The organism is Nisaea sp. (genome assembly GCF_965216895.1).
Taxonomy (GTDB): Bacteria; Pseudomonadota; Alphaproteobacteria; order Thalassobaculales; family Thalassobaculaceae; genus Nisaea.
Map to the genome: position 1 here is coordinate 2845159 of NZ_OZ244205.1, position 13313 is coordinate 2858471.

A 13313-nucleotide genomic window follows, 5' to 3' on the forward strand; every position below is an offset into this window, starting at 1 on the left:
TCGCGGTGCTCAGGGCGGAAGCAAAAGGGAAACCGGCATGGCAACTCAGCGCAAACGGGCGGCCCAGAATACCGCCGAAACGGGAGCCCAGGGATCGGCTCGGGACGCTTCCGGAGTCATTACGATCAAGAAATACGCCAACCGGCGTCTCTACAACACGGCGACCAGCAGCTACGTGACACTCGATCATCTCTGTCAGATGGTGAAGGACGGTCAGGATTTCGTGGTCTATGACGCCAAGACCGGCGAAGACATCACCCGTCCCGTGCTCACCCAGATCATCGTCGAGGAGGAAGCCAAGGGGCAAAACATGTTGCCGATCAGCTTCCTGCGGCAACTGATCAGCTTCTATGGCGACAATCTGCAAATGGTCGTTCCGCGCTATCTGGAATTCGCGATGGCCGCCTTCTCCAAGGATCAGGACCGGACCCGCGACTATATGCAGGAAGCGCTCGGCGGCATGTTCCCGTTTTCCCATTTCGAGGAGATGGGCAAGCAGAACATGGCCATGCTTGAGCAGACCATGCGGCTTTTCAACCCCTACCGGCCGCAGGACGCCGAAGGCAACGGCGCACCCGAAGACGGCCCCGCGCCCGCCTCACAGGAGCCGGCCAACGGTGCGGTCGATGCCCTGCAATCCCTTCAGGAACAGGTGATGCAGCTGCAGAAGCAGCTCTCGGCCCTCAGTTCCGCAACCGCGAAACCGCCGCGGGACACGGACAACTAGGTCCGGTCATTTCTGCAGGATGTTGACGATTTCCCGAAGCTGGGTGCGGGCGCGCAGCAGGTAGAAGCCCTGCACCGCAAGGTGGCTCGGAAAGAACAGGCCGTCCGGCGTGCCGTTGACGATCACCAGCGGGTCGAGCTGCGCTCCGGCGCGCATGGAATCCAGCATCTGGCTCCAGGCGGCGCTGAGTTCCCGGTCACGGATCACCCGGTCGAAATCGACGCCGAGTTCGCGCAGCAGCATGAAATAACCGTAGAGCCGGCCCTTCACGTTGTAGAAGATGTCATCGACCTTGCGATCAACGCCCCAGCCGCCGGCCTGCATCAGATGGCGGTCTATCACCGCGGACGCGGAGCCGATATCGGCCGTCATCCGCTCCAGCGTCGCCTGAAGGTTGTCCGCCCGTTTCTCGAACACGGCGTCACCGGCGGCAAGGCGGTCGTTATAGGCGAGCAGCGCCTTGCGGGCCGCCAGATACTGCTTCTCGGCCGGCGTGGTCGGCGCCCAGGAGGTCGAGAGGTCGAAGTGCCAGACCGTGCCCGGCCATTTCAACAGCCCGGCCGCCTTGTCGAGATCCTTGTCGACCTCGCTCGTGCCGCGGGTCCGGCCGAGCTGATCGGACATTTCGATTGCGAAACGGCTAAGTGCGGAGATGATGCCCTGCTGGAAGTTCGGCATGTTGTCGAGCATGTAGCCCGGCAGGAAGAAGGGGTTGTTGGCCGTCCAGGAATTCTGCTCGGTCTCGCGCCAGATCAGATCGGCCGTCACCTGCACCGCACGGCTGGCGCCCGGGGGCGTCTCGCTCAGCGCCAGATCGACATCGTCGGAAATCCGGTGCGTCAGCGCCATGCCGACGAGATAATAGCCGGCAACGGCCAGGACGAGCAGGATGACGCCGTATCCTCCGGCGCGCGCGATCCACGGTGCGACAGACCTCCCTGCCGGGGCGTCCTCGTCCCAGTTGAGTTCGTGCTTCTGTGCCATCGGTGATTTCCGCTCCTTCGATTTCCCGCTAAAGATGGGAAGGATCGGAACGGAGCGCAATCGATTTGAGGAAACGCCGCACCCCCGAAGCGGTCCCGGAAGTGCCGGCGGACAAAGACTTTCCGGCGCGGTGTCCGATTTGCCGCCGCCCCATGCTGGAAGGAATATCCGTCGACCGCCATCACTGGATCCCGCGTGCCCGAGGCGGCCGCGACTGGGACTGGATGCATCAGGTCTGCCACCGCAAGATCCACGCGCTTTTCAGCGAAACGGAGCTGGCGCGGCACTATTTCGACGCCGACCGGATCCGCGCCCATCCCGAGATGGAACGGTTCATTGCCTGGGTGAAGCGGCGGCCGCCCGACTTCAATGACTGGCACAAGAGGCCGCGCCGCCGGCGCTAGTCGCACGCCCCTCTGCGTCCGAGCAGGCGCTTGGCGAGCACGGGCACGAGCGCAAGGACGCCAAGCCCGACCATTGCCAGGATGATTTCCGGAGTCATCACGTCGGCAAGGCCGATCTCGCCCTCCTGATCGAAAATGCTCCCGAGCCCGGCGCCCACCGATGCGAAGACGAACCCGCCGGGGACGATCCCGATCACGGTGGCAAGAATGTAGGTGCGGGTCGATACGCCAAGGAATGCGGGCACCAGATTGACCAGAAAGAACGGAAAGGCCGGAACGAGGCGGAGAAACAGCAGATAGTTGAAGGCATCCTTGCGGAAACCCTCGCGCATCATGCCGATCGCCTTGCCCGCGCGGGCCCGAAGAGCATCGGCAAAGGCCGTGCGGGCGGCGAGGAAGATCGCCGTCGCACCGAGCGTCGCGCCGATGACCGCGTAAGCTGTGCCGCCGACGGTGCCGAAGAGAAAGCCACCGCTCAGGGTCAGCACTGCGGCACCGGGAACCGACAGCCCCGTCACCACGGCGTAGATGGCGACGAAGGCGAGCGCGGCAAGCACATAATGGTCCGAGACGAAACCGGTCAGCAGGTCGCGGTTGTCGCGCAACAGTTCAAGGCTGACATAACGGTCCAGTCCGAGGGCAAAGAACAGCACCGTTGCGAGCAGCAGGCATAGCACCGGGACAAGCCGGGACAGCCATCCGCTCCGGCCCCGTTGCTCGTCGATTCCACTACCCACGTTGGTTCCCTCGGCCACCTGCAACCTCGCCTTCTCCGCTGATCGGGTCAGCTTGGAGGTAATGCATCCCGCACCCACAAGCACATGAAAGGAAATCACAGCACCGTGACAGGGCCGGGAGCGGGCTCACGGGTCAGGCCTGAATGTCGGCTCTTAAGCGCTCGCCGGGAAAGCGCAGAATCACCAGCGTGCCCTTTGCCGGTTCGCTGTGGATGGCCAGATCGCCGCCATGCAGCGCCATCAGCCGGGAGACGATCGAAAGACCGAGCCCGGAGCCTTCCTGTGCGACCAGTCGGCCGCGGCCGACCTGCCCGAAAGGGGTCAGCGCGATCGCCACGTCTTCCGGTGCCATGCCGATCCCGGTATCGCCGACACGAAATTCCAGATACCCGTCGACCATCTCGCCGCCTTCGACCCAGATCTTGCCACCGTTGTCCGTGAACTTCACAGCGTTCGACAGCAGGTTCAGGAGAATCTGCCGGAACATCCGCTGGTCCGCCTCGATCGCGATCCGCTCGGCCTTGATCGAGACGGCGATTTCTATCGACTTGCGGGCGGCCCGCTCGCTCATGAAGCGCACGCAGCGCTCTACCGTCGCGGTCGCATCGAACAGATCGTCGGAGACGACGAACTCGTTGGCCTCGATCTTCGACATGTCGAGGATGTCGTTGATCACCTCGAGCAAGTGCAGGGCGCTGCTGTGAATGTCGCCGGCATATTCCTTGTACTTCCCGTTCGGCAGGGCCCCGAACATCTCGGACTCGATGGTCTGGGAAAACCCGAGGATCGCGTTCAGCGGTGTTCTGAGCTCGTGGCTCATGTTCGCCAGGAACTCGGTCTTCGCCCGATTCGCGATTTCGGCCTGTTCCTTGGCGGCGCGCAACTCGTCCTCATGCTGCTTGCGCGCGGTCACGTCGGTTACCGACCCCGCCATACGGGTCACCTTGCCGTCATCATTGCGGACGACGCGACAATGGTTGGAAACCCAGGATGGACCCTCTGCCCCGTCAAGGGTCCGGTACTCCAGGGAAAAGGTATCCACCCCGGAGCGCAGATGTCGGATCAGGGCACGGCGGACAGCCGTCCGGTGAGCGGGATGAATGTGCTTCACCGATTCCCTCGGCGACATTGTGCGCGGATGCTCGCCCCATCCGACCGTGCGGCACATCTGCGCCGAGGCGAAAAACTCGCCGGCGCCGAAATTCCAGTCCCAGAGTCCGTCGCGGGCGCCCTCGACCGCGAGTTCGTAGCGCTCCTGCGCCTCGCGCAACTGGTCCTCGATCTGCTTGCGGTCGGTTATATCCTCGACCGTCTGCAGCACCCAGCCCCAGCTCTGCTCGAAACCCGGCATGATGCTCGTCGTCGTGCGCAGGAAGATGTTCTGGCCGTCGAAGGTCCGGTCCCATCCTTCCACCACGACCTTGGTCTCGCCGGCGAAGAAACGCGCAAGCAGCGAGACGAAAATATCCGAGTATCCCGTTTCGGAATTGTAGCTCGAGAGATCCGGGGGCTTGTTGAAGTGATCGATGAGGGCGCGCTTGTCCGGCGCGTTGTAGGTCCGCACCGTGGCTTCGTTCAGATCGACCAGCCGGGCGCCCGCCACCAGATCGGTCAGGATCTCCGGATGCTCGCGGACATATTGGCGAATGTCCGTATGCCCTTCCCGGTTCAGACGCTCCAGCACCCGGCGCGCGCCGGTCCAGTCCTCGTCGGTGGTGCCGACGGGATAGTCGTCGAAGCGCGAGCGTTCGAGCTCGAGATTGCGGAGGATCGCGTTCTCGCGCCGTGCCGCCGGCGCATTGTCCGCCGCGACCACGACCAGGCCGGCCACGGAGCCGTCATCGGCGAAGCAGGGATAGGCGTCGATGCGCAGGAACCGCTCCGTGTCGCCCGCGGTCGCACGGAGGTTCCTGCTGCGTGGCTCGCCCCCGGCAAGCACGGAGCGGAGCAGGGACATATAGCCAGGGTCGAGCGCATCCAGCCCCTCGATCGACAGTTCCTGCAGCAGCGCCTCGAACCCGGGCGTCCGTCGACGCACGGCGAGATCAGGACCGCGGTGCTCCGACGGGATTGCATCCACGTACGCATCCTGGCGCGAATTAGCGGAATAGGCCGCCGGATTATCCATGGCGCGGTTCTGGGTCCCTGTCGTCAATTCAGCCGAGCGTCAGAGACTGCCTCATTCGCCGCGCAAAGGGAATCCGGCCGGCAGGCTTTTTTCCTCCCCTACCTCAAGCTGCCGCAGAGCGTTGTCGGGACCCTGCGGGACCGACATCCGCAAAGCATTCGTAACCAACTGTACGAATGACGAAATCCGCCGGAGCCGGGGTGACATCCCGGCGGATGCGGTCGCCGCCTGCAACCCGTCCACGGATCCGGTCCTGCGGCGAGACCTTCGCGCATAGATAATCCACCTCCGCGCCGACGGAGTGGAATACCGGCCGCGAATCGCCACGTTTTCTCGCCATTTCGGTTACCCGATGCGGACCAGCTCAGCGTCCGAGCGTGCGATCCGCCAGTTCCTCGTAGCTGTCCGCGCGGGTCACCCGCCGGATCAGATCCGGTGCGGCGAGCCCGCCGATTTCGGACGGATGGGCACCGTCACGCAATGCCCGCAGGGTCTGCTCCACCGCGGCGATCGCGGCGGAGATCGGCTGGTGCCCCTGCAGCGCGATGCGCACCCGGCGTTCCGAGAGATAGTCCCAGTCATCGAGTTCCGCCGGCACGCCGCCGATGATCAGCGGCAGCTTGACCGCCGCGGAAACGGCATCGAGATCCGCTCGGGTGTTCAGACCGATCATGAAGATCGCATCGACACCGACCTCCTCGTAGGCCTTCGCCCGGGCAATCGCGTCTTCAAGTCCGGTGACCGACGGCGCGCTGGTCCGTCCCGCGATCACAAGATCGGGGTCCTGGCGCCCGGCGAGCGCGGCCTGCATCTTGCCGACGCCTTGCTCGAGCGACAGGAGACGGGTCTTGCCCTGGCTGCCGTAGGGTTCCGGCAGGTCGGTGTCCTCGATCGAGAGTCCGGCCGCGCCCGCGGTTTCCAGTTCCTCGACCGTGCGCTGGACATTGAGCGCATTGCCGAAACCGTGATCCGCATCGATCATCAGCGGCAGGTTGCCTGCGCGATTTATGCGCAGAACCAGGCCCGCAAGCTCGCTCAGGGTCAGAACCATGACGTCCGGCGCCCCCAGGACGGCGAGCGAAGCGACCGAGCCGCCGAGCATGCCGGCCTCGAAGCCGAGATCCTCGGCAATCCGCGCCGAAAGCGCATCATGCACGGAGCCGGGGCGGATGCAGCGCGTGCCCCCGATCACCTGCCGGAACTTCCGGCGGCGGTCTTTCCAGTCCATTCGATCCTCCCCTTGTCGTGTCGTTCCGCTTGACGCGGTTTGCCCGCTCTAGCGGAAATCGAAGCCGAGTTCCTTCAGCCGTTCGCGCAGATCGTCGCGCAGCCACGGATGGAATTTCTTGTCCATGTCGTCGGACCAGGAGGCGTCGGTCGTCTGCCGGCCCTGCCCGCGATAATGTTCCGCGAGCGCAACATCGTAATCGTCCACGATCTTTTTCGCGCCGGCCCCGGTGCGGCTCTTGCCGTACTCTTCGAAATGCACCAGTCCGTCATAGTCCATGCGCGGCTTCTGCGCCGGCGCCTCCGCCGGCCAGCCGAGGCACATGCCGAAGACACAGAAGACGCGCTGCGGCAGGCCGAGAATGCGGGCGACCTCGACCGGCTTGTTGCGGGCACCGCCGATCATCACGCCCTTGATGCCCAGGCTGTCGGCGACGAGATAGGCAGACATGCCGACCAGCGCGGCGTCGATCGCGGAGACCAGCCCGGTCTCGAGATTGTTGCTGTCGATACTGTGGCCGTTGCGCACCAGGGCGTCCTCGATCCGCGTCAGGTCGGCGCAAAAGGCGAGGAAGACAGGTGCCCCGGCGATGTGACGCTGCCCGCCGCACGCGGCGGCAAGAGCCTCGCGCTTCTCCTGGTCGCGCACCACGACGACGCTGTAGGACTGGATATTCGAGGAGGTCGGCGCGCGGAAGGCGGTCTTCAGGATGGTTTCGACCATCGCTTCGCTCACCGGCGCGTCGGTATATTTCCGGACACTGACGCGGTTCAGGAGCGTGTCGATCACGTCGTTCGAAGGGATCTGCTGGGAGTCGGGCATAGGGTGTCTTTCTCCGGTTCAGGTTGCGCGGGCGGCGCCAGTTGGCGGCGACTCTACGCGGAAGACACCGCGCCGCAAGCCGCCCTGCCGAAATGTGGGCCGGAATTGCGGGAAAACCAGCGGTTCCGAGAGGGCACGAATAGGGCTTGCGCGGCGCGGTCCCCGGTTTGCTAGGCTGACACCCATGTCGAAATCTCTGCTGATTGTTGCCCACGCCCCGTCCGAGAACACCAAAGCCCTGCGCGACGCAGCGCTCGACGGCGCAAGACAGACGGGCGGCGCCGTGACCATCCGATGCCTCAGCCCGTTCGAGGCCGATCCGGACGCGGTCAGAGACTGCGACGCCATCCTGCTCGGAACCACCGAAAATCTCGGCTATATGAGCGGCGCGCTGAAGGATTTCTTCGACCGGATCTACTACCCGTGCCTCGAGGAAACCCAGGGACTGCCCTATGCCCTCTTCGTACGGGCCGGACATGACGGGACCGGCACCTGCCGCGCCGTCGAAAGCATCACCACGGGTCTGCGCTGGCGCGCCGTGCAGGAGCCGCTGGTCTGCCGCGGCGCATACGATCCGTCCTTCGTCGCGCAATGCCGCGATCTCGGCGCCGGCATGGCCGCGGGCCTGGAGGCCGGAATCTTCTAGGACCGGCAAGAATGTCGGCACGGAACGAATTCCGGCGCTCCGGGGTGCTAGCCTCATCCGGAACGTCCCGTCCGATGCGGAGAAAGCCTATGTCGAACGACCCGCTGCTGCAGCCCTACCGGTTGAAACATCTCACCCTGCGCAACCGGCTGATGTCGACATCGCACGAGCCGGCCTATTCCGAGGACGGAATGCCGACGGACCGCTACCGGCTCTATCACCTGGAAAAGGCGAAAGGCGGTATCGCTCTGACCATGACGGCGGGCTCGGCGGTGGTCTCCGAGGACAGTCCGGCCGCCTTCGGCAATCTCCATGCCTACAAGGACGAGATCGTTCCGCACCTGAAACGGCTGACGGACGACTGTCACGAATACGGCGCCGCAGTGATGATCCAGCTCACCCATCTCGGCCGCCGCACGAGCTGGAACAAGGCCGACTGGCTGCCGGTGCTGGCTCCCTCACCGGTGCGCGAACCGGCCCACCGGGCCTTCCCGAAAGAAGCCGAAGACTGGGATCTCGACCGCATCGCAGCGGACTACGCGACCGCGGTCGAACGCATGCAGGCCGCCGGTTTGGACGGCATCGAGCTCGAATGCTATGGCCACCTGCTCGACGGGTTCTGGTCTCCGGCGACGAATTTCCGCAGCGACGAGCATGGCGGCAGCCTCGACAACCGGCTCCGCTTCACCCGCCGCGTGCTGGACAGCATACGGGAACGGGCCGGCCCGGACTTCATCGTCGGGCTCCGCCTCGTTGCCGACGAGCAATGGGAGAAAGGCCTCTCCCGCGAGGAAGGGATCGAGATCTGCCGGCGTCTGGTCGGCACCGGACAGATCGATTTCCTGAACGTGATCCGCGGCCATATCGATACCGACGCCGCGCTTTCGAACGTCATCCCGACCCAGGGCATGGCATCGGCCCCGCATCTCGATTTCGCCGGCGAGGTCCGGGCGGCGACGACGTTTCCGGTGTTTCATGCCGCGCGCATCCAGGACGTCGCGACCGCCCGGCACGCGGTCGCGGACGGCAAGCTCGACATGGTCGGCATGACCCGGGCCCATATCGCCGACCCGCATATCGCCCTGAAGCTGAGCCAGGGCCGTGAGCAGGACATCCGGCCCTGCGTCGGCGCAACCTACTGCCTCGACCGCATCTACGAGGGGCACGAGGCGCTCTGTATCCACAATGCCGCCACCGGACGCGAGCTCACCATGCCGCAGGTGATCACGCCGTCGGAGGGGCCGCGCAAACGAGTCCTCGTCGTCGGCGCCGGCCCCGCCGGGCTTGAGGCGGCGCGCGTCGCCGCCGCACGGGGCCATGCGGTCACCGTTTTCGAGGCCGGCCCCGAAGCCGGCGGCCAGGTGCGCCTCGCCGCGCAGAGCAGACGACGCTCGGAGCTGATCGGGATCGTCGACTGGCGCCTCGAGCAACTCGCAGCCGCCGGAGCGGAAATCCGCTTCAATCATTACGCTGAAGTAACGGATGTTGTCGACGAAGAACCTGACATCGTGTTCATCGCAACCGGCGGCCTGCCCAACACCGAGATCCTGGAGGCCGGCAACGAACTAGTGCACTCGACCTGGGACATTCTATCGGGGGAAGTCAGTCCCACCGGCCGGGTGCTGGTCTATGACGACAATGGCGGCCATCCCGCGATGCAGGCGGCGGAAATGCTGATCGACAAGGGTGCGGAGGTGGAGATCGTCACGCCGGAGCGGTTCTTCGCGCCGGAGATTGGCGGCCTCAATCACGTGCCCTATGCGCGGGCACTGCACCGCTCCGCCAGCCGCATTACCATCAATTCCCGGCTGACCGGGGTCTCCCGGAACGGCAACGTCCTGCTGGCGACGCTCGGCTCGGACTATGACGGGCGGACCGAGGAGCGGGAGGTCGATCATGTGGTGGTGGAGCACGGTACGCTGCCGCTGGACGAGATCTATTTCGGCCTCAAGCCCGCTTCGCGCAATCTCGGCGCGGTTGATTACAAGGCGCTGATCCGCGGTGCAGAGGCCTTTCCGGCACGCAATCCTGAAGGCCGGTTCTTCCTCGCCCGGATCGGCGACGCGGTCGCGTCGCGCAACATCCACGCCGCCGTCTATGACGGATTGCGCTTCGCCAAGGACCTCTAGCGTCGACGGACCGTCTTGAGGGCGCGGGAGCGGAACTCCCGCCGGTAGAGGATGGCCACGACCCAGATCGAGGCCGCCATGAAGGCGAAGGGGTGCAGGAACCAGGTACAGACGGCGAGCCCGAAATAATAGGAATGCACCCCGCCGTTATAGTGCCGGGCGGCAAGGCTCGCGAGCTCGGCCGCCACCGCCGCCCGCGCGATGCCGGTCTCCCGCTGGTCCTTGAGTTCCGGCTGCGGGATCGCCCCCAGAACAATGGCGGCATTGTTGTGCAGCCGGATCGACCAGGCGAGACGGAAGAAGGCGAAGGTGAAGATGAAGATCAGCAGCGCGATCTTCAGGCCGAAGCGGTCCTGCGAGGTTTCGATCAGGAAGCTGAACCGGTTGAGCACCGCGACCGCCTGCCCGGAGGCGCCAAAGACGGCGGCGAGGCCGCCGACGACGAAGATGCTCGTCGAGGCCATGAAAGCCGAGTTCCCGGCGAGCGAGCGGACGATCTGCACATCGATGATCCTGTTGTCGCGCTCGACCGCGGCCGAGAACCAGTCCCGACGCCAGGCCTGCATCGCGGCGGGCAGACCCTTGCCGCGCCGGACGCTGAGAGCGACGAAGGTCTCGTAACCGAGCCAGCAGACCATGAAGAGCGCGAACGCGAGCAGGTCCTCGCGCCGCATGATTTCCAGAACCGGTTCCATCAGAAGCCCCCCGCACCCTCGCGCAGTCTAGTCCCCGACACGGGCCGGCACCAAGCCGTCAGGCGATGCTGTTCAGGACCCGGGCACGGATCGTGCCGTCGAGGGCGCGGACCGCACGGATCACCTCGTCCGCCTTCTCCACATGCCCCTCGGCATCGAGCACGACATAACCGATCTCGCCGTCGGTCTGGTAATGCTGGGCGGCAATATTGATGTTGTGGGCGGCGAAGACGTCGTTCAGGCGGCCGAGTTCGCCGGGCAGGTTGCGCTGCACCTGGATGAAACGGGTTCCGGCCGGGCGCGGCGGAAGCTGGACCTCCGGGAAATTCACCGCTCCGACCGTGGAGCCGACATCGGAATACTCGATCAGCTTGCGGATCACTTCCTCGCCGATGCGCTCCTGCGCCTCTTCCGTCGAGCCGCCGACATGCGGAGTCAGGATCACATTGTCGAGCCCCTGCAGCGGCGAGGTGAAGACGTCCGCGTTGGATTTCGGCTCCACCGGGAAGACATCCACCGCCGCGCCCGCGAGATGGCCGCTCTTGAGCGCCGTCGCCAGCGCCTCGACATCGAGAATCGTGCCGCGGGCATTGTTAATGAGACAGGCGCCCTTCTTCATCTTGCCGATCTCGCGCGCGCCGATCATGTCCCGCGTCTCCGGCGTCTCGGGAAGATGCAGCGAGACCACGTCGGAGGCTTCGAGCAGCGCATCCAGGCTCTCCGCCGGCTCGACATTGCCGTGGCGCAACTTGTCGGTGCGGTCGAAATAGAGCACCCGCATGCCCATCGCCTCGGCCAGCACCGCAAGCTGGGTGCCGATATTGCCGTAGCCGACAATCCCGAGGGTCTTTCCCCGAACCTCCCGGCTGCCCGCAGCCGATTTCTGCCAGCGGCCTTCGTGCGCCGCGACGGATCGGGGAAAACTCTGCCGGAACAGCATCACGATCTCCGCAATCGTCAGTTCCGCGACACTGCGGGTGTTCGAGAACGGCGCATTGAAGACCGGAATGCCCTTTCGCTTCGCCGCCTCGAGATCGACCTGGTTGGTCCCGACGGAGAAACAGCCGAGCGCGATCAGCTTGTCGGTCGATGCGATCACGCTCTCCGTCACCCTGGTGCGCGAACGGATGCCGAGCAGCCGGACATCGGCCAGGGCTTCCTTGAGAGGTTCCTCTTCCAACGCCTTGGCATGGCGCTCGACGCAGGAATATCCCGCCAGTTCGAGCTGCCGCGTGGCGGTTTCGGAAATGCCCTCGAGAAGGAGAAACTTGATCTTGTCCTTGGGCAGGGACGGATTCTGGATTTTACTCATGCAGGAACGGGTCCGGATCGGTTGCCTGCGTCTTCGAGACGCGGTGCCGCTCGGCGCGCCATACAGCGTTGCCGCGGCCGGGCCGCTAGACATATAGGGGCGCCGCAACTTCCGCAAGGCGATGCGCCGAGGAGGCCCCCGGGATCGACGGTTTCATTCTCTTCGCCGACGAAACCTGCGAGACTTCCTCCCGTCCCCGCGCATGCGATCCGCGACTTGAGGAATCGATCGTCGTGCGCCGCGATTTGATCGACCTCGGTTTCGGCTTGGACACGGACCTAGAAAACCTGATCCAGACCGGCCGGGCCGTCGGCTGAACCGGGCCGGGCATCCTGTCAGTTCAATTCCGCCCTGATCAGGGTGTCGATCTCCGTCGCCAGTCCGGCAAGCACCTTGTGGCGGTCCTCACTGGCCTGGTCATAGATCTTCGCAAGGGTCTGCGATCCGATGCACAGCGACTGGAAGATCATTTTCATCTCCGCCGGCAAGTGACCGAATTCACGCCTCAAATCCTCGGCGTCCATGAAAACGGCCTCGACCGGCTCCAGTGCAACCGCCGTGCTGAGATGCCGCGGATGGCGATGTTTCTCGAAAATCGGCCGCAGTCCGAGCAACGAGCCCGGGCCGAAGACGAACGACCGGCTCATCCCCTTCGGTTCGATCCGGCAACGTCCGCGGACGATCAGAACAACCTTGTGGACATCGTCGCCCGCCCGCACGATCTTGCTGCCGGGCTTGAACAGGCGTCGATCAAGCAGCTCCGTCATACGTCCCTCCCGCGTCTCTGCGTCCGCTGGACATCTTCAAGCGCATCCGCCAGCGGATCGACCCGGAGTTCGCCGGTGTCCGCGCTCTGCCGCGCCAGCAGAGAGTCGAGTTCCCGGGAGGACTTCTTCAGCAACCGCGCCAGAAGCGAATCGCTCTGGTTCTCGGTTTCGACCGTCATGTTGATCTGACGGATCATGGAAATGAGGCAGACCCGCATTCGCGGCGAGAGCCCCTTGAGCTGCTCTTTGACAAGACTGGCGTCGAGCCGTTCGGCAGTTACCGGGCCAACCGCCGTGATCTCGGATCTGTAGGTCGTCGCGATCGTATTGTCGATAAGCCATGCGAGGCCGATGACCGTCCCCGGTCCGAACATCAGGCGGCGATCGATGCCCACGGGATCGAGGACGACATGTCCGCTTCGGATCAAATAGAGAAATTCGGGCTCCGCCCCGGGCCGCATGAGCACAGCGCCATCCGGAAATTCGATCTGGCTTCGGTTGTCCCCGTTCATCTCTCGAACATTCCGTCAGTCATTCGACACGGCGCCTTTGTAGCGCACCTTGCTTCTCACTCTATGTGAGTTCCGGGTGCAAGGGAACGCCGGCCGGAAACGGGGTCCCGTTCCGGCATGCCCCGAACACTCAATGCGTCTAAGGAGATTTGAATTTTTCTCTTTTCTGGCGCATCATTAACTATATCACATCCGTGAAACATGCGATCGCGCGGCCGGAGC

Annotated in this window: 13 protein-coding genes; 4 read left to right on the plus strand and 9 right to left on the minus strand. The window is 64.5% G+C overall.

The annotated features are described in order from the left end of the window. Nucleotides 1-37: 37 nt before the first annotated feature. Nucleotides 38-727 (plus strand): polyhydroxyalkanoate synthesis repressor PhaR, encoded by a 690-nt coding sequence (phaR, locus tag ACOOE1_RS13750; protein ID WP_420402767.1) that lies wholly within the window; start codon nucleotides 38-40, stop codon nucleotides 725-727. 6 nt (nucleotides 728-733) lie between these two features. Here phaR and ACOOE1_RS13755 read toward each other — a convergent pair whose 3' ends face one another. After that, nucleotides 734-1711 (minus strand): DUF2333 family protein, encoded by a 978-nt coding sequence (locus tag ACOOE1_RS13755; protein ID WP_420402768.1) that lies wholly within the window; start codon nucleotides 1709-1711, stop codon nucleotides 734-736. Nucleotides 1712-1863: 152 nt separating this feature from the next. Here ACOOE1_RS13755 and ACOOE1_RS13760 point away from each other — a divergent pair, with 152 nt between their 5' ends. After that, a complete protein-coding gene (locus tag ACOOE1_RS13760; protein WP_420402769.1) occupies nucleotides 1864-2115 on the plus strand; it encodes an HNH endonuclease in 252 nt (83 codons plus the stop codon). On the opposite strand, the gene ACOOE1_RS13765 is transcribed toward ACOOE1_RS13760, so the two are convergent. The 4 genes from ACOOE1_RS13765 to ACOOE1_RS13780 form a co-directional block, all read right to left on the minus strand. Further along, entirely contained in the window at nucleotides 2112-2852 is a 741-nt protein-coding gene (locus ACOOE1_RS13765; RefSeq protein ID WP_420402770.1) for a TVP38/TMEM64 family protein, read from the minus strand. The genes ACOOE1_RS13760 and ACOOE1_RS13765 overlap by 4 nt on opposite strands. Nucleotides 2853-2985: 133 nt before the next feature. After that, on the minus strand, nucleotides 2986-4932 hold the full coding sequence (locus ACOOE1_RS13770; RefSeq protein ID WP_420402771.1) for a PAS domain-containing sensor histidine kinase: 1947 nt from the start codon (nucleotides 4930-4932) through the stop codon (nucleotides 2986-2988). 412 nt (nucleotides 4933-5344) lie between these two features. After that, nucleotides 5345-6208 (minus strand): isocitrate lyase/PEP mutase family protein, encoded by an 864-nt coding sequence (locus tag ACOOE1_RS13775; protein WP_420402772.1) that lies wholly within the window; start codon nucleotides 6206-6208, stop codon nucleotides 5345-5347. Nucleotides 6209-6256: 48 nt separating this feature from the next. Further along, the gene (locus ACOOE1_RS13780; RefSeq protein ID WP_420402773.1) at nucleotides 6257-7030 is read right to left on the minus strand and encodes a nitroreductase family protein; all 774 of its coding nucleotides are present in this window, start codon (nucleotides 7028-7030) and stop codon (nucleotides 6257-6259) included. Between the two features lie 184 nt (nucleotides 7031-7214). On the opposite strand from ACOOE1_RS13780, the gene ACOOE1_RS13785 reads away from it, so the two are divergent. Together ACOOE1_RS13785 and ACOOE1_RS13790 are read left to right on the plus strand one after the other, a co-directional pair. Continuing rightward, nucleotides 7215-7676, plus strand: a complete 462-nt coding sequence (locus ACOOE1_RS13785; RefSeq protein WP_420402774.1) for a flavodoxin family protein — start codon at nucleotides 7215-7217, stop codon at nucleotides 7674-7676. 89 nt (nucleotides 7677-7765) lie between these two features. After that, on the plus strand, nucleotides 7766-9805 hold the full coding sequence (locus ACOOE1_RS13790) for an FAD-dependent oxidoreductase (protein WP_420402775.1): 2040 nt from the start codon (nucleotides 7766-7768) through the stop codon (nucleotides 9803-9805). Here ACOOE1_RS13790 and ACOOE1_RS13795 read toward each other — a convergent pair. The 4 genes from ACOOE1_RS13795 to ACOOE1_RS13810 all read right to left on the minus strand — a co-directional run bounded on the left by ACOOE1_RS13795 (nucleotide 9802) and on the right by ACOOE1_RS13810 (nucleotide 13091). Further along, complete coding sequence (locus ACOOE1_RS13795) at nucleotides 9802-10500, minus strand: DUF599 domain-containing protein (protein WP_420402776.1); 699 nt, start codon at nucleotides 10498-10500, stop codon at nucleotides 9802-9804. The genes ACOOE1_RS13790 and ACOOE1_RS13795 overlap by 4 nt on opposite strands. 58 nt (nucleotides 10501-10558) lie before the next feature. Next, a complete protein-coding gene (gene serA, locus ACOOE1_RS13800; protein WP_420402777.1) occupies nucleotides 10559-11812 on the minus strand; it encodes a phosphoglycerate dehydrogenase in 1254 nt (417 codons plus the stop codon). A 335-nt stretch (nucleotides 11813-12147) separates the two neighbouring features. Continuing rightward, nucleotides 12148-12579 (minus strand): cyclic nucleotide-binding domain-containing protein, encoded by a 432-nt coding sequence (locus ACOOE1_RS13805; protein ID WP_420402778.1) that lies wholly within the window; start codon nucleotides 12577-12579, stop codon nucleotides 12148-12150. Then, nucleotides 12576-13091 carry a cyclic nucleotide-binding domain-containing protein gene (locus ACOOE1_RS13810; RefSeq protein ID WP_420402779.1) on the minus strand — a complete coding sequence of 172 codons (516 nt, stop codon included), beginning with the start codon at nucleotides 13089-13091 and terminating at the stop codon, nucleotides 12576-12578. Before ACOOE1_RS13810 ends, ACOOE1_RS13805 begins: the two co-directional genes overlap by 4 nt. Between the last annotated feature and the right edge of the window lie 222 nt (nucleotides 13092-13313).

Coding starts and splice junctions, on each gene's coding strand:
- ACOOE1_RS13760 (WP_420402769.1), top strand. CDS start 1,864: ATGCTGGAAGGAATATCCGTCGACCGCCATCACTGGATCCCGCGTGCC.
- phaR (WP_420402767.1), top strand. CDS start 38: ATGGCAACTCAGCGCAAACGGGCGGCCCAGAATACCGCCGAAACGGGA.
- ACOOE1_RS13805 (WP_420402778.1), bottom strand. CDS start 12,579: ATGACGGAGCTGCTTGATCGACGCCTGTTCAAGCCCGGCAGCAAGATC.
- ACOOE1_RS13810 (WP_420402779.1), bottom strand. CDS start 13,091: ATGAACGGGGACAACCGAAGCCAGATCGAATTTCCGGATGGCGCTGTG.
- ACOOE1_RS13780 (WP_420402773.1), bottom strand. CDS start 7,030: ATGCCCGACTCCCAGCAGATCCCTTCGAACGACGTGATCGACACGCTC.
- ACOOE1_RS13795 (WP_420402776.1), bottom strand. CDS start 10,500: ATGGAACCGGTTCTGGAAATCATGCGGCGCGAGGACCTGCTCGCGTTC.
- ACOOE1_RS13755 (WP_420402768.1), bottom strand. CDS start 1,711: ATGGCACAGAAGCACGAACTCAACTGGGACGAGGACGCCCCGGCAGGG.
- ACOOE1_RS13790 (WP_420402775.1), top strand. CDS start 7,766: ATGTCGAACGACCCGCTGCTGCAGCCCTACCGGTTGAAACATCTCACC.
- ACOOE1_RS13775 (WP_420402772.1), bottom strand. CDS start 6,208: ATGGACTGGAAAGACCGCCGCCGGAAGTTCCGGCAGGTGATCGGGGGC.
- serA (WP_420402777.1), bottom strand. CDS start 11,812: ATGAGTAAAATCCAGAATCCGTCCCTGCCCAAGGACAAGATCAAGTTT.
- ACOOE1_RS13785 (WP_420402774.1), top strand. CDS start 7,215: ATGTCGAAATCTCTGCTGATTGTTGCCCACGCCCCGTCCGAGAACACC.